Origin of the sequence: Rhodococcus phenolicus (genome assembly GCF_001646785.1) — a bacterium.
Classification (GTDB): Bacteria; Actinomycetota; Actinomycetes; order Mycobacteriales; family Mycobacteriaceae; genus Rhodococcus; species Rhodococcus phenolicus.
Genome location: NZ_LRRH01000008.1, coordinates 72656 through 97002, shown reverse-complemented (window position 1 = coordinate 97002; position 24347 = coordinate 72656). Strand labels below are relative to the sequence as shown.

General features: G+C 68.5%; 25 protein-coding genes. 14 read left to right on the top strand and 11 right to left on the bottom strand.

Translation table 11 applies throughout. The features are described from left to right. Positions 1 to 9: 9 nt before the first annotated feature. Both echA20 and casG read right to left on the bottom strand, forming a co-directional pair. Positions 10 to 771 (bottom strand): (7aS)-7a-methyl-1,5-dioxo-2,3,5,6,7,7a-hexahydro-1H-indene-carboxyl-CoA hydrolase, encoded by a 762-nt coding sequence (gene echA20, locus A8G15_RS03590; protein WP_068155396.1) that lies wholly within the window; start codon positions 769 to 771, stop codon positions 10 to 12. Between the two features lie 124 nt (positions 772 to 895). Beyond that, positions 896 to 2578: a steroid-24-oyl-CoA synthetase gene (casG, locus tag A8G15_RS03585; RefSeq protein ID WP_068155671.1), complete on the bottom strand. Its 1683-nt coding sequence runs from the start codon at positions 2576 to 2578 to the stop codon at positions 896 to 898. Between the two features lie 164 nt (positions 2579 to 2742). On the opposite strand from casG, the gene A8G15_RS03580 reads away from it, so the two are divergent. From A8G15_RS03580 to A8G15_RS03555, 5 genes are all read left to right on the top strand, one after another. Further along, entirely contained in the window at positions 2743 to 4416 is a 1674-nt protein-coding gene (locus tag A8G15_RS03580) for an AMP-binding protein (protein WP_245687692.1), read from the top strand. A gap of 140 nt (positions 4417 to 4556) precedes the next feature. Continuing rightward, positions 4557 to 5735, top strand: coding sequence for a 3-ketosteroid-9-alpha-monooxygenase, oxygenase component (locus A8G15_RS03575; RefSeq protein WP_068155393.1), 1179 nt, complete (start codon positions 4557 to 4559; stop codon positions 5733 to 5735). After that, on the top strand, positions 5713 to 5970 hold the full coding sequence (locus A8G15_RS03570; RefSeq protein WP_068155391.1) for a hypothetical protein: 258 nt from the start codon (positions 5713 to 5715) through the stop codon (positions 5968 to 5970). Before A8G15_RS03575 ends, A8G15_RS03570 begins: the two co-directional genes overlap by 23 nt. Before the next feature lie 44 nt (positions 5971 to 6014). Next, positions 6015 to 6818, top strand: coding sequence for an SDR family NAD(P)-dependent oxidoreductase (locus A8G15_RS03565; RefSeq protein WP_068155390.1), 804 nt, complete (start codon positions 6015 to 6017; stop codon positions 6816 to 6818). A gap of 348 nt (positions 6819 to 7166) precedes the next feature. Further along, on the top strand, positions 7167 to 8525 hold the full coding sequence (locus tag A8G15_RS03555) for an MFS transporter (protein ID WP_068155667.1): 1359 nt from the start codon (positions 7167 to 7169) through the stop codon (positions 8523 to 8525). Between the two features lie 64 nt (positions 8526 to 8589). On the opposite strand, the gene A8G15_RS03550 is transcribed toward A8G15_RS03555, so the two are convergent. After that, complete coding sequence (locus A8G15_RS03550) at positions 8590 to 9735, bottom strand: oxidoreductase (RefSeq protein ID WP_068155386.1); 1146 nt, start codon at positions 9733 to 9735, stop codon at positions 8590 to 8592. Between the two features lie 3 nt (positions 9736 to 9738). Next, positions 9739 to 10653 (bottom strand): LLM class F420-dependent oxidoreductase, encoded by a 915-nt coding sequence (locus A8G15_RS03545; RefSeq protein ID WP_068155384.1) that lies wholly within the window; start codon positions 10651 to 10653, stop codon positions 9739 to 9741. A gap of 284 nt (positions 10654 to 10937) precedes the next feature. On the opposite strand from A8G15_RS03545, the gene A8G15_RS03540 reads away from it, so the two are divergent. From A8G15_RS03540 to A8G15_RS03520, 5 genes are all read left to right on the top strand, one after another. Beyond that, positions 10938 to 11822 carry an IclR family transcriptional regulator gene (locus A8G15_RS03540; RefSeq protein WP_068155664.1) on the top strand — a complete coding sequence of 295 codons (885 nt, stop codon included), beginning with the start codon at positions 10938 to 10940 and terminating at the stop codon, positions 11820 to 11822. Between the two features lie 64 nt (positions 11823 to 11886). Continuing rightward, positions 11887 to 12753: an alpha/beta fold hydrolase gene (locus A8G15_RS03535; protein WP_068155382.1), complete on the top strand. Its 867-nt coding sequence runs from the start codon at positions 11887 to 11889 to the stop codon at positions 12751 to 12753. 101 nt (positions 12754 to 12854) lie between these two features. Continuing rightward, entirely contained in the window at positions 12855 to 14033 is a 1179-nt protein-coding gene (locus A8G15_RS03530) for an acyl-CoA dehydrogenase family protein (protein WP_068155380.1), read from the top strand. A 36-nt stretch (positions 14034 to 14069) separates the two neighbouring features. Then, positions 14070 to 14999: a biphenyl-2,3-diol 1,2-dioxygenase gene (gene bphC / locus A8G15_RS03525; RefSeq protein WP_068155378.1), complete on the top strand. Its 930-nt coding sequence runs from the start codon at positions 14070 to 14072 to the stop codon at positions 14997 to 14999. A gap of 8 nt (positions 15000 to 15007) precedes the next feature. Continuing rightward, positions 15008 to 15487, top strand: coding sequence for a nuclear transport factor 2 family protein (locus A8G15_RS03520; RefSeq protein WP_068155376.1), 480 nt, complete (start codon positions 15008 to 15010; stop codon positions 15485 to 15487). Between the two features lie 12 nt (positions 15488 to 15499). Here A8G15_RS03520 and A8G15_RS03515 read toward each other — a convergent pair whose 3' ends face one another. Next, on the bottom strand, positions 15500 to 16009 hold the full coding sequence (locus A8G15_RS03515) for a flavin reductase family protein (RefSeq protein WP_068155375.1): 510 nt from the start codon (positions 16007 to 16009) through the stop codon (positions 15500 to 15502). Between the two features lie 197 nt (positions 16010 to 16206). Between A8G15_RS03515 and A8G15_RS03510 the strand changes: the two genes are divergently transcribed. The 3 genes from A8G15_RS03510 (at position 16207) to A8G15_RS03500 (ending at position 18741) form a co-directional block, all read left to right on the top strand. Further along, positions 16207 to 16818: a TetR/AcrR family transcriptional regulator gene (locus A8G15_RS03510; protein ID WP_068155372.1), complete on the top strand. Its 612-nt coding sequence runs from the start codon at positions 16207 to 16209 to the stop codon at positions 16816 to 16818. 235 nt (positions 16819 to 17053) lie between these two features. Further along, positions 17054 to 17830: an SDR family oxidoreductase gene (locus A8G15_RS03505; protein ID WP_068155662.1), complete on the top strand. Its 777-nt coding sequence runs from the start codon at positions 17054 to 17056 to the stop codon at positions 17828 to 17830. Then, on the top strand, positions 17827 to 18741 hold the full coding sequence (locus A8G15_RS03500) for an SDR family oxidoreductase (protein ID WP_068155370.1): 915 nt from the start codon (positions 17827 to 17829) through the stop codon (positions 18739 to 18741). The genes A8G15_RS03505 and A8G15_RS03500 overlap by 4 nt, the downstream gene beginning before the upstream one ends. 56 nt (positions 18742 to 18797) lie before the next feature. On the opposite strand, the gene A8G15_RS03495 is transcribed toward A8G15_RS03500, so the two are convergent. The 3 genes from A8G15_RS03495 to A8G15_RS03485 form a co-directional block, all read right to left on the bottom strand. After that, positions 18798 to 19457, bottom strand: coding sequence for a GNAT family N-acetyltransferase (locus A8G15_RS03495; protein ID WP_068155368.1), 660 nt, complete (start codon positions 19455 to 19457; stop codon positions 18798 to 18800). 78 nt (positions 19458 to 19535) lie between these two features. After that, positions 19536 to 20012: a nitroreductase family deazaflavin-dependent oxidoreductase gene (locus A8G15_RS03490; protein ID WP_068155365.1), complete on the bottom strand. Its 477-nt coding sequence runs from the start codon at positions 20010 to 20012 to the stop codon at positions 19536 to 19538. Position 20013: 1 nt separating this feature from the next. Continuing rightward, positions 20014 to 21177: a steroid 3-ketoacyl-CoA thiolase gene (locus tag A8G15_RS03485; RefSeq protein WP_068155364.1), complete on the bottom strand. Its 1164-nt coding sequence runs from the start codon at positions 21175 to 21177 to the stop codon at positions 20014 to 20016. A 118-nt stretch (positions 21178 to 21295) separates the two neighbouring features. Between A8G15_RS03485 and A8G15_RS03480 the strand changes: the two genes are divergently transcribed. Further along, entirely contained in the window at positions 21296 to 22618 is a 1323-nt protein-coding gene (locus tag A8G15_RS03480; protein ID WP_082899631.1) for a cytochrome P450, read from the top strand. Between the two features lie 148 nt (positions 22619 to 22766). Here the strand turns inward: A8G15_RS03480 and A8G15_RS03475 are convergent, their stop codons facing one another. From A8G15_RS03475 to A8G15_RS03465, 3 genes are all read right to left on the bottom strand, one after another. Continuing rightward, entirely contained in the window at positions 22767 to 23087 is a 321-nt protein-coding gene (locus A8G15_RS03475; RefSeq protein WP_068155361.1) for a YqeB family protein, read from the bottom strand. After that, positions 23074 to 23685 carry a TetR/AcrR family transcriptional regulator gene (locus A8G15_RS03470; RefSeq protein ID WP_068155358.1) on the bottom strand — a complete coding sequence of 204 codons (612 nt, stop codon included), beginning with the start codon at positions 23683 to 23685 and terminating at the stop codon, positions 23074 to 23076. Before A8G15_RS03470 ends, A8G15_RS03475 begins: the two co-directional genes overlap by 14 nt. 77 nt (positions 23686 to 23762) lie before the next feature. Beyond that, a complete protein-coding gene (locus A8G15_RS03465) occupies positions 23763 to 24335 on the bottom strand; it encodes a nucleotidyltransferase family protein (protein ID WP_068155356.1) in 573 nt (190 codons plus the stop codon). Positions 24336 to 24347 lie beyond the last annotated feature (12 nt).

Genomic DNA, 24347 nt, shown 5'->3' with positions numbered 1-24347 from the left:
TTTCTCTCCCTACTTGTTCGCACGCGGCTTGCCGGTCGCGACGAACTCGTCGCGGTGCTCGTCGGCGACGCCGGCGAGGTTCAGCTCGAAGGTGAAGCCCTGTTCGATGCGGTAGGCGGTCTTCACGTCCACCGGGTCGATGCGGTTGATCGCTTCCTTGGCGCGGCGGATCACGCGGGTGTCCTTCGCGGCGATCAGGGCGGCGACCTCGAGGGCGGCGGCGTCGAGGTCGCCGCGGGGGACCACTTTGTAGACGGAACCGAAGTGGTGGAGCTGCTGCGCGGTGACGTTCTGCGCCGTGTAGTACAGGGTGCGCATCAGGTGCTGCGGCACCAGCCGCGAGAGGTGGGTGGCGGCGCCGAGCGCGCCGCGGTCCACCTCGGGAAGACCGAAGACCGCGTCGTCGGAAGCGACGATGACGTCGGCGTTGCCGACCAGACCGATGCCGCCGCCCACGCAGAAGCCGTTGACGGCGACGACGACGGGGACCTCGCAGTCGTAGACGGCGGAGAATGCGGCGGCGCAACCGTGGTTGGCGGCGATCAGCGCGTCGAAACCTTCGGTGGCCTGCATTTCCTTGATGTCGACGCCGGCGTTGAAGCCGCGTCCCTCGGACCGCAGGATCACGACGTGGGTGTCGGGGTCCTTGCCGGCGGCCAGGACGGCGTCGGCGAGCTCGAACCATCCGGCGGACGGAATGGCGTTCACGGGCGGGTAGTCGACGGTGACCGTGGTGATTCCCGCGCCGTCGGAGGTGGAGGTGATGCCCATGGCATGTTCCTTACGTCGGTACCGAACCAAGCGATTGCTTGGTAAGCTAGCACACAGCCGCTCCCCGGCACAGGACCGCAAGGGGGCGCCGGTGGATCGAGCCGGCGGGAGGCGCAGCGCCGTTTCAGCGCCCGGTCGGATCGTCCTCGGAGGGGCGGCGGCGCACAATCTTGCCGGTTGTGTTGCGCGGCAGCATTTCCCGGGTCAGGCGCCAGCGGGTCGGTACCTTGAAGTACGCGAGCCGATCGGCGAGATAGGCCGTGAGCTCCTCCTTCGTGGCCTCCACACCGGGGACGAGAACCACGACCGCACACACCTCCTCGCCCCACTCGGGATGCGGCTCGCCGCTGACCAGGCATTCGCGCACGGCCGGGTGCGCACCGAGCACCCGCTCCACCTCGGAGGGGTAGATGTCCTCGCCGTTCTGCTCGATCAGATCGGAGCGCCGGCCCAGCAGCCGCAGCCGGCCGTTCTCGATCACACCGAAGTCGCCCGTCCTCAGCCACCGATCCGGGGTGATCGCCGCCGCCGTGGCGGCGTCGTCCCGCCAGTAGCCGAGCATCACGAATGGGCTGCGCACGCACACCTCGCCGGCCTGCCCGTCCGGCAGCCAGCCACCGTGCTCGTCCCGGATCTCCATGCTCACCGTGATGATCGGCGGCCCGACCGTGCCCGGGTACTGCTCGAGTTCCTGCGCGCTCGCCACGGCGATCGACGTGCTGCACTCGGTCATGCTGTAGCTGTCGACGACCGTGAACCGGCCGAACGGCAGCCGCTCGCGCAGCTGCTGCTTGACCTCCGGCGTCGTCGGCTCCGACGACAGGGTGAATCGGACCAGCGAACTCAGGTCGTACCTGTCCAGGTCGTCGACCTCGAGCATCCGCGCCGCCATGGACGGGACGGCGTTCCAATGCGTGATCTGCTCGTTCTCGATGATTTCGAGGACGGGATGCACGCCGAACCAGCCCTGGTTCATCACGATGGTGCTGCCGGTCGCGAGCACCGGGACGATCGTGTTGTGCAGGCTCGTGATGTGGCACACGGGAGAAGTCAGCAGATGCCGCGCGTCGCAAGGAGCGTCCCGCTCGTACACCTCACCGCTCCACGTCGCGGTGATCGCGTCGAGGAAACGATGATAGTCCGTGACCGCCAACAGGTTCCGCTGCGAATGCAATGCGCCCTTCGGGTCTCCGCTCGTACCCGAGGTGTAGAACAGGACGGCCGGATCGTCCTCGTCGACCTGCGGTGCCGGAGGCCGTGACCCGTCGAACTCGGCGATCAGCCGGGGCAGATCCTCCTCGAGGGTCAGCACGACGGGGCCGTCCGGGCCGAGACCGGCCGCTGACTCCGCGCGCTGCTCGTCCACGAACAGCACGCGCGGCGCGGAGTTGCGGATCCCGAACTCGAGCTCGGGCTGCGCCCACCACGCGTTCAACCCCACCGTGATCGCCCCGAGCGCCTGCGTCGCCCAGAACGCGGTGACCCACTCGGGCCGGTTCGCGGACAGGATCGCGACCCGGTCGCCGACGCCGACCCCGTATCGCTGCTGCAGCGCCGCCGCGAGCGCATACGCCTCCCGTGCGTGCTCTGCGAACGAGATCCGCCGCGTCGTCGTGACGAGGTACTCGCGGTCGCCCCACGCCTGCGAACGCTCCAGCAGATCCGCGACGGCGCGGTCCCGGTTCCGCATGACGGGCATCTCGGTGCCGAGTACATCGCTCATCACGATCTCGAACATCCCGCCGCGACCCGTGAGGCGGGAGATCAGCTGGTCGACGAAGCGCTGAGGATCGGGTGGCACGGTCAACACGAGCCTCCCTTCTCGACCGAACATCCGGCCGAAGAGTCTCACGCTCACCGCGCCGCCATCCGAATGTACCGGTGAGTGGGACCTGCACAGATGCGGCGGGTGGCCCCTCCTAACGTGCTTGTCCGGGATGTCCGCACGCGGGCGTCCGCAACGATTCGGAGGTGGCAGTGCAGACGTTCGCCGAGGTCGTGCGTGCTCGCAAGGGCGACGACAAGATCGGAGTGCGGTTCGAGGACCGGCAATGGACCTGGGACGAGGTCGTGCAGCACAGCGCGGACCGCGCCGCAGCGCTGGTGGCGGCCGTGCCACCGCCGCACGGTCGTCAGCGTCACATCGGTGTGCTCCTCGAGAACGTGCCCGATTTCGTGTTCTGGATCGGAGCGGGTGCCCTCGCCGGAGCCGTGGTCGTGGGGATCAACGCCAGCCGCAGCGGGCCGGAGATCGCCGACGACATCCGCCAGGCCGACATCGACCTGCTCGTCACCGAGTCACGGCTGGCGCATCTCGTCGTCGGCACCGACCACGGACTTGCCGCCGACCGCATCGTCGACATCGACACGCCCGGCTACGAGCGGTTCCTCGAGCCCTACCGCGGCGCAGCCCTCCCGGACACCGTTCCCGCGGGTGACGACATCGCGCTGTTGCTGTTCAGCTCCGGATCGACGGGCAGGCCGAAGGCGGTGATCGTCACCCAGGGCCGTCTCGGACGGCTCGTCGACGTGCTCGTCGAACGCACCCATATGCGCCGCGACTCCGTCGCCTACCTGTGCATGCCGTTGTTCCACGGCAACGCGGTCATGCTCAACCTCGGGACCGCGATGCGGGTGGGCGCGACCGTCGGCCTCATCCGCAAGTTCTCCGCGAGCCGGTTCTCCGAGGACATCCACCGCTTCGGCGCGACCTTCGTCAACTACGTCGGCCGCGCCCTGTCGTACGTGCTGAACCGGCCCGAAGATCCCCGTGACCGGACCGGCACCCTCGAGGTGGCCTTCGGCACCGAAGCGTCCGAAGTGGACGTGGCGCGGTTCTCCGAGAGGTTCGGCTGCACCGTGATCGAGGGCTACGGCTCGAGCGAAGGGGTCCTGCGCATCAACCGCACACCGGACACCCCGACCGGGTCGCTGGGTGTCGCCGCCGGCGGTTCCGAGGCGCGCATCCTCGACGAGAACACCGGCCTCGAATGTCCCCGCGGGCGCTTCGACCCGACCGGCCGGCTGCTGAACCCCGAGGCCGTCGGACAGATCGTCGCGATCGGCGCGGCCGCGTCGTTCGAGGGGTACTACAAGAACCCTGGTGCGGTCGCGGACCGGATCCGCGGCGAGGACTTCTGGACCGGCGACCTCGGCTACCGCGACGAGGACGGGTACTTCTACTTCGCGGGCCGGTCGTCGGACTGGCTGCGGGTGGACAGCGAGAACTTCGCGGCGGCGCCCGTCGAGCGGATCCTGCAGCGGCTGCCCGGCGTGCTGTCGGCGCCGGTGTTCGCGGTGCCGGACCCGACGACCGGCGACCAGGTGATGTGCGCCGTCGAGATGGACGCCGGTGCCGTCTTCGACCCCGAAGCGTTCGGCCGCGACCTCGCCGCACAACCGGACATGGGTGACAAGTGGTGGCCGCGGTTCGTGCGGGTCACCGACCACATCCCGCTCACCGGCAGCAACAAGATCGACAAGGCGCCGCTGCGCGCGGTCGCGTGGCACACCGGCGACCCGGTCTACGTGCGTGTGGCACGCACCACCGAGTACGTGCTGCTCGACGAGTCGATGCGCGCCGACATCGAGCGTGAATTCACCGCGAACGGTCGCGCGGCGTTGCTCCCGGCGCCGGTGTCCTGAGCACGCTCTCGGGGGTCCCACCGAGTGAGACCGACGATTCGGCTGTTGTCCGGCTCACCTACCGTGACAATGGTTGAACACGTAAAACCCAGTAGCGCTTTCGATCCCACCGACCCTCACCACCGAAAGGACGGCCGGCCGTGAGCTTGGAAACCTCCGGTACTTCCGACATCCGCGAGATCGTCACCGGTACCGCCCCCACCCGCTTCGCCCGCGGCTGGCACTGCCTCGGACTGACGGACAGCTTCCGCGACGGGAAGCCGCACTCCATCGAGGCGTTCGGCACCAAGCTCGTGGTGTGGGCCGATTCCGCCGGAGAGATCAAGATCCTCGACGGGTACTGCCGGCACATGGGCGGCGATCTCAGCCAGGGAACGATCAAGGGCGACGACATCGCGTGCCCGTTCCACGACTGGCGGTGGGGCGGCAAGGGCAAGTGCACGAACATCCCCTATGCCCGCCGTGTTCCGCCGCTCGCAAGGACCCGGGCGTGGCCCACCCTCGACCAGGACGGTCTGCTGTTCGTCTGGCACGACCCCGAAGGCAACCAGCCGCCGGCGGAGGTCGCGATCCCCCGTATCGAGGGCGCCACCAGTGACGACTGGACGGACTGGGTCTGGTACACCACCGAGGTCGACACCAACTGCCGCGAGATCATCGACAACATCGTCGACATGGCGCACTTCTTCTACGTGCACTACTCGTTCCCGACGTTCTTCAAGAACGTCTTCGAAGGGCATGTCGCGACGCAGGTCATGAACGGCAAGGCACGCGACGACATGCGCCCGAACACCGAGGGACAGCCGAAGATGCTGGGCAGCCGGTCGGAGGCGTCGTACTTCGGCCCGTCGTTCATGATCGACGATCTGAAGTACCAGTACGAGGGCTACGACATCGAATCGGTGCTGCTGAACTGCCACTACCCGGTGTCGGCCGACAAGTTCGTGCTCATGTACGGCATGATCGTCAAGAAGTCGCCCCAGCTCGAAGGCGAAGCCGCTCTCGAGACGGCGCAGAAGTTCGGTGACTTCATCGCGCGCGGCTTCGAGCAGGACATCGAGATCTGGAAGAACAAGACCCGGATCGAGAACCCGCTGCTGTGCGAGGAGGACGGTCCCGTCTACCAGCTGCGCCGGTGGTACGAGCAGTTCTACGTCGATGTCGCGGACGTCAAGCCCGAGATGACCGACCGCTTCGAATTCGAGATGGACACCACGCGCCCGGTCGCGGCGTGGATGAAGGAAGTCGATGAGAACCTCGCAGCCAGGGCGGCAAGCGCAGCGGAGGCGGGCAAGAATGCAGCCACTTCGGTGCAGTGAATGCCAGGCGCAGGTGCTGGTGCAGAAGAACAGCTGGGAACACACCGAGGTCCAGTGGAGCGCCGAGGCGCGCAGCCGCTGCCGTGAGTTCGGCAGCGCGTCCGGACCGGGGCGGCGGCCGGGTGCACCGGTGATCACGTGCTCGGCGATGGAGGCCAGCCTGACCCGCGCCGCCGCCGAGGGGCTGGTCGAGGTTCTCGACGACGCGCCCGTCCCAGGTCCGATCCTCCAGTAGTTCCGATTCCAGTTCGCGTACCGACAGTTTTCGAAGGACGAGTGATGACCGAAACCCTGCAGATCGACAGTGCTCGCTACGGCAAGTGGGCGGTGATCGCCGGTGGTTCCGAGGGAGTCGGCGCGGCCTTCGCCGACGAACTCGGTCGCGCCGGATTCGATCTGCTGCTGATCGCACGCAAGCCGGGACCGCTCGAGGACACCGCTTCCGCGGTACGCGAGCACGGTGTCGAGGTGCGCACGCTCGCACTGGATCTGCTCGTCGACGATGCGGTCGAGCAGATCCGCACGGCCACCGCGGATCTCGAGGTCGGGCTCTTCATCTTCAACGCCGGAGCGAACAGCTACGGCCACGAATTCGTCACCGGTGACCTCGACGGCTTCCGGGGAGTCATCGACCTGAACGTGCACCGGCAGATCGAGCTCGCGCACCTGTTCGGGGCGCGAATGAAGGACATGGGTCGCGGCGGGATCATGCTGCTCGGATCCCTCGCCGGGTACATGGGTTCGGAACACCAGAGCATCTACGCGGCATCGAAGGCGTTCAGCCGGGTGTTCGCGGAAAGCCTGTGGCTCGAACTCGCGCCGCACGGCGTCGATGTCCTCGAGCTGGTCCTCGGTGTCACCCGTACGCCCGCGATGGAACGCGCCGGACTGAACTTCGATGTACCGGGCATGCTCGTGTCCGAGCCCGAGGATGTCGCGCGCGAAGGTCTCGAGCATCTGGCCGACGGGCCCGTGTGGGTCGCGGGCGGCAACTACAAGGCCGCGATCAAGCGCAGCGGATTCCCCCGCGACGCGATGGTTCGCGGTGCGGCCGAGGCGATGCGCGCCCTGCTCAACCGCTGAGGCATCGGCCGAGAAGTGCCGCGGCGGCTTCGCTCGCCGCGGCACTCACGGGTGAAGGTGCAACGACGAAGGCGTCCACGGACATACCGTGGGCGCCTTCTTCTTCGAGTTCCCGCTGAGCGAGACCTTGGACGGGGCAGACACATTCGAGACGGGAAAGTGGTGTGGGACACGGTTGCCGGCCCAGAGTGTGCCGGCCCTCGTCCATTTCCTTCCCCCCGCGTACCGCGCTACGTGGTGCGCTGAACGTCTGGAATCGAATCTGTGACCTCCGATGCGACCCGAGTCGACCACCTGGATCCCGATCCGCCCGTCAAGGGGCGTTATGCCCGCCAACGTCCCGTCTGGGTGATCGTGGCGGTACTGATCGCCGTCGAGATCATCAGTGCCTTCGAAACTTCGATGATGTATGCGGCGATCCCCACGCTCATCGAAGATTTCGACAGTGACGCCACCACCGTTGGCTGGGCCGTCACGGCGTTCCTGCTCGTGGCCGCGGCATCCGCGGCCGCATGCGGCCGGCTGGGCGACATGTACGGCCGCGAACGCGTGCTCGTCGTCCTGCTCGCCCTCGCCGCCCTCGGCTCGCTCGTCAGCGCCCTGGGCGACAGCCTCGGCAGCATCATCGTCGGCCGAACCATCCAGGGTGTCGCCGGCGCGATCCTGCCGTTGTGCATCGGGCTGGCGCGGGAACACCTTCCGGCCGCGCGTGTTCCCGTTGCCGTCGCGTTGATCTCCGGTACCGCGGTCACCGCCGGTGCCGCCTCGCTGCTCGTCGCGGGGTTGCTCATCGACTACGCGAGCTGGCACATGATCTTCGTGGTCGCCGCCGGATACTCGCTGTTCTCTCTGCTGCTCGTGCTGTTCGTCCTGCCGTGGCGCGCCCCGAAGGGAACCAAGGAGCCGATCGACTACATCGGCGCCGTCATCTTCGCCGCGTCGGTCGCCGCGGTACTGCTCGGCATCAACAAGGTGGGCGCGTGGGGCTGGACCGATCCGCGTTTCCTCGCCCTCGTGATCGGTGGACTCGCCGGGCTCGTGCTGCTCGTGCGCTGGGAACTGAAGGTCGCGAACCCGCTCATCAGCGTGCGGCTGTTCGCCGATCGCAAGTTCACCCTGACGATGCTCGCGACACTCGCCATCGCGATGGGCCCGCTCGGTGTGGTGACCATGATCATCCCGATCGTGATGCAATCCCCGACGACAGGTTCGTTCGGCCTCGGCCTGTCCGCGACGTACGCCGGGTGGCTCTCGTTCATCGGGTCCCTGTTCGGGTTCGCGTGCACGCCGATCAGCGGCCGTATCGCCGCTGCCGTCGGAGCACGCACGTCCATGCTGCTCGGCAGCGTGCTGTTCGTCGTGGGTGTGGTCGTGATGCTGACCGCCCACAGCTCGGAACTCGCGATGACCGCGATGGTCGTCGTGGTGTCGATCGCGACGGCGTTCGCGTACACCGCGTTGCCCAACCTCATCGTCGAATCCGTGCCGGAACGCAACACCAGTGAGACCACCGGAACCCAGACGGTGCTGCGGATGGCGGGTCAAGGTGTCGGCACGTCGCTCGCGACGATGATCCTCGCCGCGACCGTCACCGCCGGCGGTGCGATGACCGTCACCGGGCTCAACCTGGTCGGCGCCATGATCGTGATCTGCACGGTCGTCGCCATCGTCCTGACGGCGATGATCCCGCGACGGACCGCCGACTGACGACCCGGTGCCCGTGCGCGTTTCCGGTAGCCGGAGCTACCGGAAACGCGCACGGGTGCTGGACTCAGGTGAGCGTGAGCTCGTGTACGCCGCGGTCGAATTCGGGCAGCGGGCCACCGGCCCGCAGGGTCGCCGCGAGCTGCGGATCGGCGAGATGCAACCGGCCGATCGCGGCGAGATCGAACTCGCCGGCCGCGAGCCGGCGTTCGAGTTCGGGAATGTTGTCGCGGGACGGTGCGGCCGCGCCGAGCCGAGTCTCCCGCAACGTGGTCGCGATCCCTACACTGCCGACGGCCATCGACAGCGCGCCGGTGAGTTTCTTGGCCCACCCCGCGAGCGAGAGGTCGCTGCCATCGAACGCGGCGACGTCGAATCGGCGAATGCTGGCGTCGAACACGTCGACTCCCGCGTCGGCCAGGGCACCCAGGATCGTGCCCAGTTCCTCCGGGGTCTCCGCGATCCGCGCGGTGTAGTCCTGCTGCTTGTGCTGCGAGAACCGGAAGAAGATCGGGGCGTCCTCGCCGATCTCCGCGCGGATCGCCGCGACCACCGCTGCCGGGAAGCGAGTGCGCCGCTCCAGGTCGCCGCCCCATTCGTCGTCGCGCCGGTTGGTGCTCGCCCACAGGAACGCATCGAGCAGGTATCCGTGGCCGCCGTGCAGCGCGATCCCGTCGAATCCGACGTCGAGCGCGGCACGGGCGGCCCGCGCGTACGCGTCGACGACATCGGCGATGTCGTCGGCGGTCATCGGCCGGCACGGCTGCGACGCCTGCTCGACGTACTCGTCCGAGTAGGCGGTGACACCGGGCTCGCCCCACAGGCCCGACGGGCGCATCGGCGTCAGCGCCGGGTCCACCTTGCTGGTCATCGCTCCCCACAGTGGACCGACATGCCACAGCTGCGGAACGATCCGTCCACCCTCGGCGTGGACGGCGTCGACGACGCGCCGCCAGCCGTCCAGGGCTTCGTCGCCGTGCATCCGCGGGACCCGGGGGTTGTCGACGGCCGTCGGGTGGTCGATCGCGACGCCCTCGGTGACGATCAGGCCGGTGCCGCCGGCCGCACGCCGCCGGTAGTACTCGGCGACATCGGCTCCCGGCATGCCGCCGGGGGAGTGCGACCGGGTCATCGGCGACATCACGATCCGGTTGGGCAGCTCGAGCGAACGCACCGACAGCGGACGGAAGAGCGGGGACAGGGTTTTCGTCATGCGTTACCGGGAACTTTCGTCGATATCGGAAGGGGTTTTCGGAGGAGAGGATTCGAAGGTCACCCCGGCTTCGCCGGCGTACTCGTGCAGCGCGGAGAGCTGATCGCAATAGTGGTCGGCGCCGGTGGACACGATGCCGGCACTCACGACGGTGGCGCCGATCGCGCGGCGGCGGTCGAGGGCGCGCAGGGCCGCATCGCGGTCACCGAGCGGATCGAGGAGACGACCGGCGTCGAGGACGACGTCGAAACCGGCCGGCAGATCCACTCGGCGCAGCATCTCGTCGATCTGCTGCACGGTGAGACCGAAGGGCAGCCAGCCGTCACCGAGCGTGACGGCGCGCCGCAGCGACCGTGCGGTGCGCCCGCCGATCCAGAACGGCACCCGCGGCTGGACCGCATGTGGCCGCACCTCGACGTCCGCGTAGTCGTAGAAGGTGCCGTGGAACTCCGGGTTCGGGTTCGACAGTCCGGCACGCAGGGCGAGGAGTGCTTCGTCGGCGCGGGCGCCCCGGTCCGCGAAGGACGCGCCGAGCAGTGCGAACTCCTCTTCCAGGCTGCCGACGCCGAGCCCGAGCACCAGGCGACCGCCGCTGATCGCGTCGAGGGTGCCGTAGCGCTTGGCGATCTCGAGGGGATGGTGGTAGCCGAGCACGAGCACGCGGGTGTTGAGCCTGATCCGGTGGGTGCGGGCCGCAAGGTAGCCGAAGGTCGCGAGCGGATCCCAGTACACCCCGCCGCGCTCGGCGGCGATCCGGGAGGGGACGGCGACGTGTTCGCTGCACGTGACGTGGTGGTAGCCGAGCCGGTCGGCGGCCTCGGCGACGCGCGCCAGCTCGTCGATGCCGGCGTGGCGTTCCCACTCGACCCGGGAGTCGGGATGGTCGATGACCACGGGAGATGTGACACCTATGTACATGCGATCGGACCCCTCGTACCGAACCCGGCGCGCCCCGCGTCGCCGGCGGCCGGTGGCGTGGGTGTGGAGCGCGTGATCGTCCCTTTCCGACCGTTGTACCCGGCCCGATCGGGGCGGGGCCCCGGACCTTCCTGCTCAGTGGGATGTTGTGTATCGGGCACCGATCGGTGATACTTGTTGCGTCGATCACAAGAATGAATTTCAGTCCCTCGGGTTGCCCCCACATCGAGGGGTTGGAGGAGGTAACGCCAATGTTCGAATCCGGAAATGCTGCAAGCGAATTCATGTCCGAACCGGAATCGACGCGGGCCGCGGCGCCGCAGCGCGAACTTCCGGCATCCATGGTCGAGCGTATGACACTCATCCTCGACGCCTTCGACAACGCCTCCTCCCGGCTCACCCTCGAAGAAGTGGCCTGCCGTACCGGGCTTCCCCGCTCCACCGTCCACCGCATCCTCGACCAGATGGTCCGGCTCGAATGGGTCGACCACGCGTCGTTCGGTTACTGCCTCGGCCGCCGCGCCAAGTCCCTCGGCGCCGGTGACAACGGCCACGGGCGCATCCGCGAGGCCGCTGCCCAGGTGCTCCACGAGCTGCACCTGCAGACCGGGATGGTGGCGCATCTCGCGGTCCTGGACCGCGGCGAGATCGTCTACCTCGACAAGGTCGGCGGGCAGCTCGCCGCCACCCTGACCTCCCGCGTCGGCGGACGCGTCGCCGCCCACGCGACCGCGTGCGGCAAGGCGATCCTGGCGGGCCTGCAGCCGGAACAGGTGGACGCGCTGTACGGCGCCGGACTGTCGCGCCGCACCGACCGCACCATCTCCGACCTCGCGGTGCTGCACCGCGAACTGGGCCGTATCCGGCAGCGTCACGGGCTCGCGTTCGAAACGGGCGAGGCGATGGCCGGCATGGCATGCGTCGGTGCACCCGTCCGCAGCCCGCAGGGCCCGGTCGCGGGCATCTCGCTGTGCGGCCCGGCACGGCCCGGCCACCTCGAGCGCATCGCGCCGCTCGTCGCGGACGCCGCCCGCGACATCTCGCGCATGCTCTACCCCGAGTTGGGGGCGCCGCGTCGTGGCCGCCGTCTCGCCGACGATTCCGCATCCTTCGCGGTGCCGGACACGGCCGCGCAGCTGGTCGCGGACGATGCCGGGGCATGGGCGTAGGGACCGGTCCCGTTCACCGGGAGCCTGCGCGCACGGTACGGGCAGCGCTGGGAATGTACCGATCATGACGACGGAACTCAGCTACGAGGAGACCGCGAAGTCCATCACGACCGACCGTGGTGTCCTCCGATACCACGAAGCCGGCGACGGGCCGCCCCTGCTCCTGCTGCACGGCTCCGGCCCGGGCGTGACCGGCTGGCGGAACTACCGCGGGGTGCTCGCCGACCTCGCCGAGCACTTCCGCTGCCTCGTCCTCGAATTCCCCGGATTCGGCGTCAGCGACCCGTGCGAGGGCCACCCCATGGTGATGGCCCGCTTCGCGGTCACCGACTTCCTCGACGCCCTCGGCCTCGACCGGGTGTCGATCATCGGCAACTCGATGGGCGGCATCGTCGGCACCCAGTTCGCCATCGCCGAACCCGACCGCGTGCACAAGCTCGTCACGATCGGTGGCGCCGGACGCTCGGTGTTCGCGCCGTCGCCCGGTGAAGGTATCCGCCTCCTGATGGAGTTCACCGACGACCCGACGCGTGAGAAGCTCGTTCGCTGGCTCCGCTCGATGGTGTACGACCCCGCGATCGTCACCGACGAATTGATCCAGGAGCGCTGGGAACTCGCCACCGAACCGAAGACCCTCGAGATCGCACGCCGCATGTACAGCACGGCCGCGTTCGAGGCCGGTGCCCGCGCCGCGCTCGCGTCCACCGAGACCCCCTACTGGGCGCAGCTCGGCAAGATTACCGCGCCGACGCTCATCACGTGGGGCCGCGACGACCGCGTGAGCCCCGTCGACATGGCAATGCTCCCCATGCGCGAACTGCGCAACGGCGAGCTGCACGTGTTCCCGAACTGCGGGCACTGGACGATGATCGAGGCCCGCGACGCGTGGCTCGACGCCGTCCTGGCCTTCCTCAACCGCAAGGACGCGTGAGCGAACACGCTCACCCCTCACCGATCCCGCTCGGCGGGCGCGACTTCCACCGGACGTCCGCCTGGGTGAACCCGGGCACCACACCAGAAAGCCGGTAGATCATGGGACAGGTTCTCGACTCCATCACACCGTTCGCGGACGAGATCCGCGCCGACGGCGCCGAAGGCGACAAGCTCATGCGCCTGACCGATCGCAGTGCCAAGCGACTGCGCGATTCCGGGGTCATCCGGATGCTCCAGCCCGCCGAGTTCGGTGGCCTCGAAGCGCACCCGCGTGAATTCGCCGAGACCGCGATGGCTCTCGGAGCCATGGACGGCGCCACCGGCTGGGTCTCCGGCATCGTCGGTGTGCACCCCTGGGAGATGGCGTTCTTCGATCCCAAGGCGCAGAACGAGGTCTGGGGCAACGATCCGGACACCTGGATCGCCTCGCCGTACGCACCGATGGGCGTGGCCACCCCCGTCGACGGCGGCTACATCCTCAACGGCCGCTGGTCCTTCTCGTCCGGAACCGACCATTGCGACTGGGTCATGATCGGCGCCGCGGTCGGCGACAAGGACGGCAATCGGCTCAACCCGCCGAAGTCGCTGCACGTGCTCGTGCCGCGCTCCGACTACCGCATCGATCAGGACAGCTGGAACGTCGTGGGCCTGCGCGGCACCGGCTCGAAGGATCTCGTCATCGAGAACGCCTTCCTGCCCGAGTACCGGACCCTGTCCGCCGAACGCGTCATGGGCGGTGTCGCATGGCAGGACGCCGGCCGGGACGAGACGCTCTACCGCTTCCCGTTCTCGTGCATCTTCCCGCTCGGTATCACCTCGTCGCTGATCGGCATCGCCGAAGGCGCCCTCAACTGCTACATCGAGACGCAGCGGTCGCGGGTGACGGTGTCCGGCACCGCGATCAAGCAGGACCCGTACGTGCTGTCCGCGCTCGGTGACGCGGCCGCCGAGATCGCCGCGTCCCGTGCCGCGATCCTCGAGACCGTCGACCGCTTCTGGGACATGACCGAGAAGGGGCAGGAGGTCACGTTCGAGATGCGCGCCATCGGCCGGCGCACCCAGACGGCCGCGGCCTGGCGTGCGGTGCGCGCGGTCGACGAGATCTTCGCGCGGGCCGGCGGCGGTGCGTTGCAGCTGACCAACCCGTTGCAGCGGTTCTGGCGTGACGCCCACGCAGGCCTGAGCCACGCCATCCACGTGCCCGGCTCGATCTTCCACGCGGCCACGCTGACCCAGCTCGGTGAAGAGCCGCAGGGCATGATGCGCTCGATGATCTGACGGCCCGAAACCACTTCTCACCAAGGACTATCGAACATGACGGACATTCGGGGACTGGGCTATCTCAGGATCCAGACCACAGACATCGCGCGGTGGCGTGAACTCGTCGTCGACGGGCTCGGCCTGGCGGTCGGCTCCGGGCCGGAAACGGACGGGCTGTACCTGCGGATCGACGAGCGCCGTGCGCGCCTGATCGTGCTGCCCGGCGATACGGACAGGGCCCTGGCCGTCGGCTGGGAGGTCCGCGACCAGTTCGCGCTCGCGCGGGTACGCGAGGCCGTGGAGAAGGCCGGTATCGCCGTCGAGGTGCTGTCGGAAGAGGAGTCGACGTACCGCGACGCCGAGCAGGTCATCGCGTTCGACGATCCGGGCGGAACCCGCGTCGAGGTGTTCTTCGGGCCGGTGCTCGACCACAGCCCGGTCGTGACCCCGTTCGCGGGCCGGTTCCACACCGGTGAGGAAGGGCTCGGCCACGTCGTGCTGCCGAGCGCGCAGTTCGACAAGGTCTACGACTTCTACACCGATGTTCTCGGCTTCCTGCCGCGCGGTGCGATCCGCGTCGGCGGGCCGTCGGCGCCGCCGCCCGTGCGCCGCGTGCGGTTCCTCGGTGTCAACCGCCGCCATCACAGCCTCGCGCTGTGCCCTGCGCCGCCGACCGAGCTGCCCGGGCTGGTGCACCTGATGCTCGAGGTCGACTCCCTCGACGCGGTCGGGCAGGCTCTGGATCGGGTCCGGGCCCTGGGCTTCTCGATCTCCTCGACGCTCGGCCGCCACACGAACGACAAGATGGTCTCGTTCTACGTCCGGGCTCCGGGTGGCTGGGACATCGAGTTCGGTACCGAAGGCATGCTCGTCGACGAGACGTTCTACACCGCCGAGGAGATCACCGCCGACAGCTACTGGGGCCACGACTGGTCCGGTTCCGAGCCCCTCGCCGCGTTCGCGCCGCCGAGCGCGCGATCGTAGGGACCGAGGTGACCGATCAGGCTGAACTCGTCGAAAAACTTGCGCGGCGAGTCGAACTGCTCGAGGACACCCTCGCGATCCAGCAGCTCGTCACCACCTACGGTCCGGCCGTCGACAGCGGCTCGGCCGAGGCGGTCGGCGCGCTGTGGACCGAGGACGGTGTGTACGAGGTCGATTCGGGTGCGTACCGTGGCCGTGACGAGATCACGGCGATGGTGCGTTCCGAAGCGCACCAGCGGTTCATCCACGGCGGCTGCGGCCACCTGATGGATCCGCTGAACATCCGGGTCGACGGTGACACTGCGGTCGTCACCTGCCATTCGCAGCTGATCCTCAACACCGACAAGGGTTTCCGCGTAGCTCGGGTCACCGCGAACCGGTGGGAACTAGTGCGCGGGGACGGCCGGTGGCAGGTGAAGCTGCGCATCGCGCGTGTCCTGGACGGTCGCGCCGACGCCCGCGACCTCCTCGCCGCGGGCGTGCGCTGAGCCGACCTTCCGTCAGCCGCCGACCCCGAACGCTCCACGGTAGAACAGCATCGGCCGGTCGTCGTCGAGACATTCGAGCTCGACGACCCGGCCGATCACCACGTCGTGGTCACCCGCGACATGCACGTCGTCGACCTCGGCGTGCACGCGAAGAAGCACCCCGGGCAGTGCCGGCGTGCCCCAGCGCGACGTCTCCCAGTCCAGGCCCTCGTAGCGGGCGCCGCGCGACGACCCGAACCTGGCACACAGATCCGACTGGTCCTCGCGCAGCACATTGATCGCGAACCGGCCGGTCCGGCGGATCCGCGGCCAGGCGCGGCCCCGATGGTCGGCGCAGAACAGCACCAGCGGCGGCTCGAGCGACACCGACGCGAACGACTGGCACGCGAAGCCGACCGGACCGTCGTCGTCCAAGCCGGTCACGATCGTGACGCCGGTCGCGAAGTGACTCATCGCATGCCGCATCTCGGTGGGGGAGGGCGCCTCGCTAGGGGTGGTCAGGGGCCGCGTCTGGGTGTGCATGTGCCTCGGCTCCGATTCGGTCCGGGTCGCCCCGGACGGGGCGACACTCACGGATCCGAGCCTATGGGCGGACCGTCACCGCCCCCTGCCCGATTCTCGCTCAGCGGACATCCCGGGCCGCAACCTGCCCGGGACGCCTGCCCGGAGGCGAGGCGATGGGACAATCGACCCCGATCGGATGTGAAAGGGGATCGACAATGCCCAGGATCGGTGTGGCGCGCGACGGCGCCGAACCGTCTTCGGCGGACCAGCGGGAGCGGCACGTACGCATTCTCGATGCGGCTGCGCATCTCGCGACCGAGCACGACCTTGCGCACGTGCAGATGACCGAGGTCGCCAAGCGGGCGGGTGTCGCCATCGGAACGCTCTACCGGTATTTCCCGTCGAAGACGCACCTGTTCGTGGGTGTGATGCTGCATCGGCTCGAGCGGTTCGAAACGCGTCGGCCGGATCCGGCGCCGGATCGCGGCCTGTCCGTGCAGGACGCGATCTGCGAGACGCTGATCGAGATGACCCGTGAGCTCGTCGCGCACCCGTCGTTGGCGTTGGCGATGCTGCAGTCCAACGGCACGGCCGCGGCCGGTGCGGTGCCCGACTCGGTCAAGGTCGAGGAGCAGTTCCAGAAGATCGTGCTCGACGCCGCGGGTATCGCCGATCCCACCGACGCGGACCGCGACGTGCTGCGGCTGCTGTCGATGCTCTGGTACGGCGTGATCATCGCGTTCCTCAACGGCCGGGCCACCCTCGAGGGGACCGAAACCGACATCCGGCGCAGCTGCCGGCTGCTGCTGGTACACCTGGCGGCGTAGCCGGCACACCGTGCGCTGCGCCTCGGGTCGGCCGAGGCCGAGCGGGCCGTCCCGGTCCTCTACTAGTCCACCGGCGAAAACCGTTCTCCGCCAAGATTCTTCGGTGCGCCACCGTCGGGATCTCTCGGACCGTTCGGGGCCGATCGGGACCGCCCCATACCGAACCAAGCGATTGCTTGGTAAGTTACGGATGCGCCCCGCGGAATCGGGCGCACGAATCGAAGCGGAGGCACGGATGGATCTGGGACTCGACGGCGCAGTAGTACTGATCACCGGAGGTGTGCGCGGCGTCGGCGCCGGCATCACCCGCACGTTCCTGCGGGCAGGCGCGACCGTCGTGACGTGTGCGCGCACCCGGCCCGACCACGACATCGAGATCGACGGCCGCGCCGCCGAATTCCTCGAATGCGATGTGCGCGACCCCGACAGGGTCCGCGAACTCGTCGACACCATCGTGGCCCGCCACGGCAAGCTCGACGTGCTGGTCAACAATGCCGGCGGATCGCCGTTCGCCCTCGCCGCCGACGCGAGCGCCAAGTTCCACGCCAAGATCGTCGAGCTCAACCTGCTCGCACCGCTGATCGTCGCGCAGGCCGCCAACGCGGTGATGCAGCAGCAGGAGGGCGGCGGCTCGATCGTCAACATCTCGAGCGTGAGCGCGCACCGGCCGACACCGGGCACGGCGGCCTACGGTGCGGCGAAGGCCGGGCTCGACAGCCTGTCGTCGACCCTCGGCGTCGAGTGGGCACCGAAGGTCCGGGTGAACTCCGTCGTGGTCGGCATGGTCCACACCGAGCAGTCGCACCTGTTCTACGGCGACGACGACGGTATCGCCGCGGTCGGCGCGACCGTGCCGGCGGGACGGCTCGCCACCCCCGATGACATCGGCAACTGCGCCGCGTTTCTCGCATCCCCGCTGGCGGCATATGTCAGCGGATCGACCCTGACCGTGCACGGCGGCGGGGAAAGCCCTGCCTACCTGGCAGCGGCCCGAACGAAGGAGACAAAGTGAGTGGACTGCTGGACGGTCGCGTCGTCATCGTGACGGGCGCCGGGCGCGGGCTCGGCCGGGCCCACGCGCTGGCGTTCGCCGCGGAAGGCGCCAAGGTCGTCGTCAACGACATCGGTGTCGGCGGCGACGGCTCGGCAACCGGTGAGAGCCCGGGGGAGCAGGTCGTCGAGGAGATCCGCGCGGCCGGCGGCGACGCCGTGGTCAACGGCGACGACGTCGCCGACTGGGACGGCGCCGCGAACCTGATCAAGACCGCACTCGACAACTTCGGGCGCCTCGACGTTCTGGTCAACAACGCCGGGTTCCTCCGCGACCGCATGCTCGCGAACATGAGCGAAGACGAGTGGGACCTGGTCACCCGCGTGCACCTCAAGGGGCATTTCGCGCCGATGCGGCACGCGATGACGTACTGGCGCGGCGAGTCCAAGGCCGGTAACCCCGTCGATGCCCGGATCATCAACACCAGCTCCGGTGCGGGTCTGATGGGCAGCATCGGCCAGGGCAACTACGCCGCGGCCAAGGCGGGCATCGCCGCGCTGACGATCCAGGCCGCCGCAGAGTTCGCCCGTTACGGCGTGACCGTCAACGCGATCGCGCCGTCCGCGCGGACCCGCATGACCGTCGGTGCCGGTGGTGCGATGGCCGAGATGATGGCCGCGCCGGAGGAGGGCTTCGACGCGATGGCGCCGGAGAACGTCTCGCCGCTGGTGGTGTGGCTCGGCAGCGCCGAATCCAAGGATGTCACGGGCCGAGTGTTCGAGGTCGAGGGCGGCAAGGTGTCGGTGGCCGACGGCTGGCGCCACGGTGACGTCGTGGACAAGGGCGAGCGCTGGGATCCGAAGGAGCTCGGCCCGGTCGTCGAGAAGCTGATCGCCGAAGCCCAGCCGCCGACTCCGGTCTACGGCGCATAAACGACTCGTGCGGGGTTCCGGTAGCGGGCGCTGCCGGAACCCCGCACGAGGGGTTGCTAAGCGGGGGTGCGGACGATCAGCGTCGACCCCGGGAAATACGCGGCCAGTTCGGTGCGGGCCTGCTTGAGGGTCGCGGTGCCGTAACCCTGCTTGCGCAGATCCGACCGCACCCAGATCGCGACGTCGACCTCGTTGCCGTTGAGCTCACCGAACGCGAACCCGACGCTCTTGGGCTCGGCACCGGACAGGTCCTCGGCGACCAGCCACACGGCAGCCTCGTCGTCGATTCGGGACTCGCCCGCCTCCCGCTCGGCGTCGACCTTGGGGTCGCTGTTGTCGCCGAGGGTCTCGGCGCACCGCTCCGCGAACAGTGAGCGGTCCTCATCGCTGTGGGTGAACGGACGCAACCGGAAATGCGCGCCTGTCGCGTAGGGACGTTCGGCCGGTGTCCAGGTGAGCACGGCGTCGAGATCCTCGAGTTCCTCGCGGATCTTCTTGCGCTCGGCCTTCGTCAGCCGCCGGAACGGCAGGTTCAGCACGGCCTCCGCGCACAACTCGTTCGTGTCGAGCAGTTGAGCGATCGTGGCGACGGCCTCGGAGCGATCGTTGCTCTCGACGATGGCATCGAGTACCTCGTGGCGGCGTTCGAGCGCGCGCAACAGGGCCGCGGCGATCTCGCGGCGGTCGAGGACCTGATCATGGTTCGTGGTTGTCATGGAGTGACATCCCTTCTCGAGAGCTGGCAGAACCTCCTCCAGTATTGCCGGTTCCCGCCACGTGGGAAGAGGCGAAGGTCAATCGCACACGACGACCGGGATCGTCCGGTCCGTCCACGACTGGTACTTGTCGAAGTCCGGGTACAGAGCGACGAGCTTCGGCCAGTACGCGGCACGTTCCTCCGTCGTCGCGACCCGGGCCTTCATCGTGCGTACCCGCGACCGGATCTGGACCGTCACCTCGGGGTTCGCCTGAATGTTGCGGAACCACAGCGGATGCTTCGGCAGCCCGCCCTGGGAGGCGACCAGCACGACCCGGTCGCCGTCCTCGAGGAACAGCAGGGGCAACGTCCGTGGCTGCCCCGTCTTCCGGCCCGTGGTGGTCAGCAGACACACCGGTATTCCCCAGGGAAATGCGCTGCCCACCCGCCACTTTCCGCCGATCCGGCCACCGGTGGCCCGGTACGCCGTCACGTTCGCCCGTGACATCCATTTGATGATCGACACGGTCCACTTCGAGTCCAGGCCGGCCGGCGCAGCGGGTGGGGTGCTCATCTCAGATCCGCTCGATGATGGTGCCGGTCGCGAGCGCGCCACCGGCGCACATCGAGATCAGCGCGGTCGAGGCGTCCCGGCGTTCGAGCTCGTGCAGGGCGGTCGTGATCAGGCGCGAGCCGGTCGAGCCGACCGGGTGGCCGAGGGCGATCGCGCCGCCGTTGACGTTGACCTTGTCCATGTCCGGGCCGTGCACCTGCGCCCACGACAGCAGCACCGACGCGAACGCCTCGTTGACCTCGAACAGGTCCAGGTCGTCGATGCTCATCCCGGCCTTCTCCAGGACCTTCGCGGTCGCCTGCACCGGGCCGTCCAGGTGGAACTCGGGTTCGGCGCCGACGAGTGCCTGCGCGACGATGCGGGCGCGCGGCTTCAAGCCGAGTGCCCTGGCCCTGTCCTCGTCCATGAGAAGCACCGCGGCGGCACCGTCGGAGATCTGCGACGATGTGCCGGCGGTGTGCACACCGCCGTCCACCACGGCCTTGAGCTTGCCGAGCGATTCGGCGGTGGTGTCGCGCAGACCCTGGTCGCGGCTGACGGTCTGCTTCTCGCCGGTGAGGTTGCCTTCCTTGTCGACGACGGGCGCGACGACCTGCAGCACCTCGCGGTCGAAGCGGCCCTCCTCCCATGCCTGCTTCGCCAGTGCCTGCGACCGCACACCGAGGGCGTCGACGTCCTCGCGGGTGATGCCGCGGCGGCGGGCGATGCGCTCCGCGGCGCCGAACTGGTCGGGCATGTCGATGTTCCACGACGCCGGGCGACGCGGCCCGGCATGCTCACCGACATTGGCGCCCAACGGAACCTGCGTCATCGCTTCGACCCCGCAGGCGATGCCGGCGTCGATGGCGCCGGTCGCGATGAGTCCGGCGATGAGGTGGTTGGCCTGCTGCGCGGAGCCGCACTGGCAGTCGATGGTGGTGGCGCCGACCTGCCAGGGCAGTCCGGCGTGCAACCAGGCGGTGCGCGTGATGTTGTTCGACTGGGCACCGGCCTGGGTGACACAGCCGCCGATCACCTGCTCCACGAGAGTCGGGTCGATGCCGGCACGTTCGACGAGGCCGCTCTGTGCGGCACCGAGGATCTCGGCGGCGTGCAGGCCGGCGAGCCAGCCGCCGCGCTTGCCGATCGGGGTGCGTGCCGCCTCGACGATGACTGGTGTGCCCACGGCGGGCTCCTTTCTGGTCCTGTCTTCGCAAAATAGAACAGGTTCCGCAGTTGGACAAGGCGAGTCCGACCGAGCGGGAGCCACGGGATCCTTGGCATGTCGGCCCGCCCGTGTTTGAATGGATCTAGAACGTGTTACAAATGACGTCGGCGTGGTGTACCGGCCCAGGGCAGGAGAGAGTTCAGTGACGGCGCAGCCCAACATTCCCGAAGACATCGACTTCACCGACCCCGACCTCTACGAAGGGCGCATGCCGTTCGAAGAGTTCGCCGAGCTGCGCCGCACGGCGCCGGTCTGGTGGAACAAGAAGTCCCCCGACAAGGGTGGCTTCCACGACGACGGCTTCTGGGTGGTTTCCCGGCACGAGGAGGTCCGCGAGGTCTCCCGTCGCAGCGACGTGTTCTCCAACTGGGAGAACACCGCGATCCCGCGCTTCAGCGACGACATGGAGCGCGCGAACATCGAGCTGCAGCGCCACGTCCTCCTCAACAAGGACGCCCCCGAGCACACCAAGCTCCGCAAGCTCGTCGCCCGCGGTTTCACCCCCCGCGCCATCAACGCGTTGCGCGACGATCTCGAGGCCCGCGCCCGCACGATCGTCGGGGCGGCCGCCGAGGAGGGCAGTGGCGACTTCGTCACCCAGGTCGCGGCGGAACTGCCGCTGCAGGCGATCGCCGATCTCATCGGTGTGCCGCAGGAGGATCGCACCAAGATCTTCGAGTGGTCGAACCAGATGACCGGCTACGACGACCCCGACAACACCGCCGACCCCGCGATGGCGTCGATGGAGGTTCTCGGTTACGCGTACCAGATGGCCGCTGCCCGTAAGGAATGCCCGGCCGACGACATCGTCACCAAGCTCATCGAAGCCGACATCGACGGCGACGAGCTCTCTCCCGAGGAATTCGGCTTCTTCTTCATCGTCCTCGCGGTCGCCGGCAACGAGACCACCCGCAACGCCACGACGCACGGCATGCTCGCGTTCCTCGAGAACCCCGACCAGTGGGAGATCTTCAAGCGCGACCGCCCGAAGACCGCGGTCGACGAGATCATCCGCTGGGCCACGCCGGTCACCTCGTTCCAGCGCACCGCCCTCGAGGACACCGAGCTCGGCGGCCAGAAGATCGCCAAGGGCGACCGCGTCGTGATGCTCTACGCGTCGGCGAACAACGACGAGGAAGTGTTCGAGAACCCGCGGGAATTCAACATCCTGCGTGATCCCAACCCGCACTTGGCCTTCGGAGGCACGGGCGCGCACTTCTGCCTCGGCGCGAACCTGGCCCGCATGGAGATCGAGATCATCTTCAACGCGATCGCCGATCTCGTCCCGGACATCACGAAGGTCGCCGATCCCAAGCGACTGCGCTCCGCCTGGCTCAACGGCATCAAGGAATTCCAGGTCGACTACAAGACCGAGGGTGGCTGCCCGGTCAAGCACTGACGCCCGCATTCCCCGGTGATGGGGACCTTGGTTCGGAGAATCCGAACGAAGGTCCCCATCAACCGTTTCGGGGCTGCTCGAGGTACCGGAACTCCTGGTGGGAGGCGCGGTCGTCGAGGAACACGGCGTGCGCCTTGGCGCGGGGGATCTACAACTCGTCGTCGTTCTGGTCGAGCAGCACGCCACCGGAATCGACGGTGAGGGCGAGGGCTTCGGCGACCACGGTCGCAGCGAGCGCTGTTCCCGCGACGACCCCGACGGCGGTGAGAATCGGGACGGTCCAGGCTGCGGTGAGCTCGGCGAGGAGCTCGAGTGGTCCGGGGACCGCCGGCAAGGTTTCGACAGCCCACCGTGACAACGGGGGAGCGACGAAGCCGAGTCCGGTACCTGCTGCGGTGCACGCGACCGCCAGAAGTGTGGGAAGGGCGTAGGAGACGTGGACACGGGTCGCGTCGTCACGCATCGTCATGGTGGTGCTCCTTTCTGTGTCCGGTCAGGTAACGCAGAACGATCGTGCGCAGGGTCTCGACGGGCGCGGTCGCCGTCGGGTTGTCCGCGTAGAGGAATGCCGAGTCGGTGATCGCATGGATCCACGTGGCGGCCGCGTCGGGATCGAGCGCGGGGTCGATCCGGTCGTGGGCGCGGACCAGAAGATCGCGCAGGCCCGCGTGGACGACAGCGTCGGTTTCGTTCAGCACGTGCGCGAGTTCCGGGTCGTGTGCGACCTGCCGGATCACCTCCACCACAAGGCCTGCCGACGCCGGATTCTCCGACGGAGCAACGAGTTCGGCCACCATGTCGAGGATCGCGGCCAGCGGGTCGTCGGCGACTCGGAAGCGCTCGACAAGTTCGCGCGACTCCGGCAGGTCCTGTTCGAAGATCGCCCGGAACAGTCCGCGTTTGTCGCCGAAGTAGTGGAAGACCGTGCCGGAGCTGACTCCGGCGGCCTTTGCGATCGCGGTCACGGGTGTGGCGTCGAAGCCGCGTTCGGCGAACAGCATCGTTGCGGCGTCGAGGATTGTGGAGCGGCGCCGCGCCTGGAGTTCGTGGTCGACCGTACGTGCCATGTCCCGAGCGTATATATTGATTGACTAATAAGTCAATTATTGGTCGGGTTGGGTGCGCAGATGCCGCGAGGGGTTGATCAGCCCAAGCGGTGCAGGTCCTCGGGGGTGTCGATGTCCGCGGCGTCGGCCAGCGCCGAGCAGTCGAGTCGACGCACACGGTCACGGTTCCGGGCCAGGAACGACCTGGCACCCTCGTCGCCGGCTGCCTGATCGGCGGCGGCGACCGCGTCGGTACGGTCGAACACGACGGGATGTCCCGGCCGGTCGCCGAACACCGGCAGCGTCACCGTTCCCGGTTCGTGCGCCGACAGCACGGTCCGTACGAGTTCGGCTGTGATGCCGGGGAAGTCGACCACGGTCAATGCCACCGTGCCGTGATCTCCGGCCGCATCGACACCCGCCCGCAGAGACGTCGACATGCCCGCAGCCCACTCCGGATTGCGAACGGCGGTGACACCCGCACCGCACTGCGCGGCCACCTCGTCGCCGAACGCGCCGACGACCACCACGACCTCGTCGCAACCGCCCGCGCGCAGTGCATCGACGACGGTGAGCAGAAGGGGACGGCCACGGTGGGGTAGAAGCGCTTTCGCGCGACCACCCAACCGCGAGCCGTCCCCTGCAGCGAGAACGATCCCGGCCACGGTCATGGACCGAGGGTA

What these genes read in the sequence shown, in the direction of transcription:
- echA20 (WP_068155396.1), bottom strand. Translation starts at nt 771, where the DNA reads ATGGGCATCACCTCCACCTCCGACGGCGCGGGAATCACCACGGTCACC.
- A8G15_RS03570 (WP_068155391.1), top strand. Translation starts at nt 5,713, where the DNA reads ATGCAGCCACTTCGGTGCAGTGAATGCCAGGCGCAGGTGCTGGTGCAG.
- A8G15_RS03565 (WP_068155390.1), top strand. Translation starts at nt 6,015, where the DNA reads ATGACCGAAACCCTGCAGATCGACAGTGCTCGCTACGGCAAGTGGGCG.
- A8G15_RS03550 (WP_068155386.1), bottom strand. Translation starts at nt 9,735, where the DNA reads ATGACGAAAACCCTGTCCCCGCTCTTCCGTCCGCTGTCGGTGCGTTCG.
- A8G15_RS03545 (WP_068155384.1), bottom strand. Translation starts at nt 10,653, where the DNA reads ATGTACATAGGTGTCACATCTCCCGTGGTCATCGACCATCCCGACTCC.
- A8G15_RS03540 (WP_068155664.1), top strand. Translation starts at nt 10,938, where the DNA reads ATGTCCGAACCGGAATCGACGCGGGCCGCGGCGCCGCAGCGCGAACTT.
- A8G15_RS03535 (WP_068155382.1), top strand. Translation starts at nt 11,887, where the DNA reads ATGACGACGGAACTCAGCTACGAGGAGACCGCGAAGTCCATCACGACC.
- A8G15_RS03530 (WP_068155380.1), top strand. Translation starts at nt 12,855, where the DNA reads ATGGGACAGGTTCTCGACTCCATCACACCGTTCGCGGACGAGATCCGC.
- bphC (WP_068155378.1), top strand. Translation starts at nt 14,070, where the DNA reads ATGACGGACATTCGGGGACTGGGCTATCTCAGGATCCAGACCACAGAC.
- A8G15_RS03515 (WP_068155375.1), bottom strand. Translation starts at nt 16,009, where the DNA reads ATGCACACCCAGACGCGGCCCCTGACCACCCCTAGCGAGGCGCCCTCC.
- A8G15_RS03510 (WP_068155372.1), top strand. Translation starts at nt 16,207, where the DNA reads ATGCCCAGGATCGGTGTGGCGCGCGACGGCGCCGAACCGTCTTCGGCG.
- A8G15_RS03505 (WP_068155662.1), top strand. Translation starts at nt 17,054, where the DNA reads ATGGATCTGGGACTCGACGGCGCAGTAGTACTGATCACCGGAGGTGTG.
- A8G15_RS03495 (WP_068155368.1), bottom strand. Translation starts at nt 19,457, where the DNA reads ATGACAACCACGAACCATGATCAGGTCCTCGACCGCCGCGAGATCGCC.
- A8G15_RS03490 (WP_068155365.1), bottom strand. Translation starts at nt 20,012, where the DNA reads ATGAGCACCCCACCCGCTGCGCCGGCCGGCCTGGACTCGAAGTGGACC.
- A8G15_RS03480 (WP_082899631.1), top strand. Translation starts at nt 21,296, where the DNA reads ATGGATCTAGAACGTGTTACAAATGACGTCGGCGTGGTGTACCGGCCC.
- A8G15_RS03475 (WP_068155361.1), bottom strand. Translation starts at nt 23,087, where the DNA reads ATGACGATGCGTGACGACGCGACCCGTGTCCACGTCTCCTACGCCCTT.
- A8G15_RS03470 (WP_068155358.1), bottom strand. Translation starts at nt 23,685, where the DNA reads ATGGCACGTACGGTCGACCACGAACTCCAGGCGCGGCGCCGCTCCACA.
- A8G15_RS03465 (WP_068155356.1), bottom strand. Translation starts at nt 24,335, where the DNA reads ATGACCGTGGCCGGGATCGTTCTCGCTGCAGGGGACGGCTCGCGGTTG.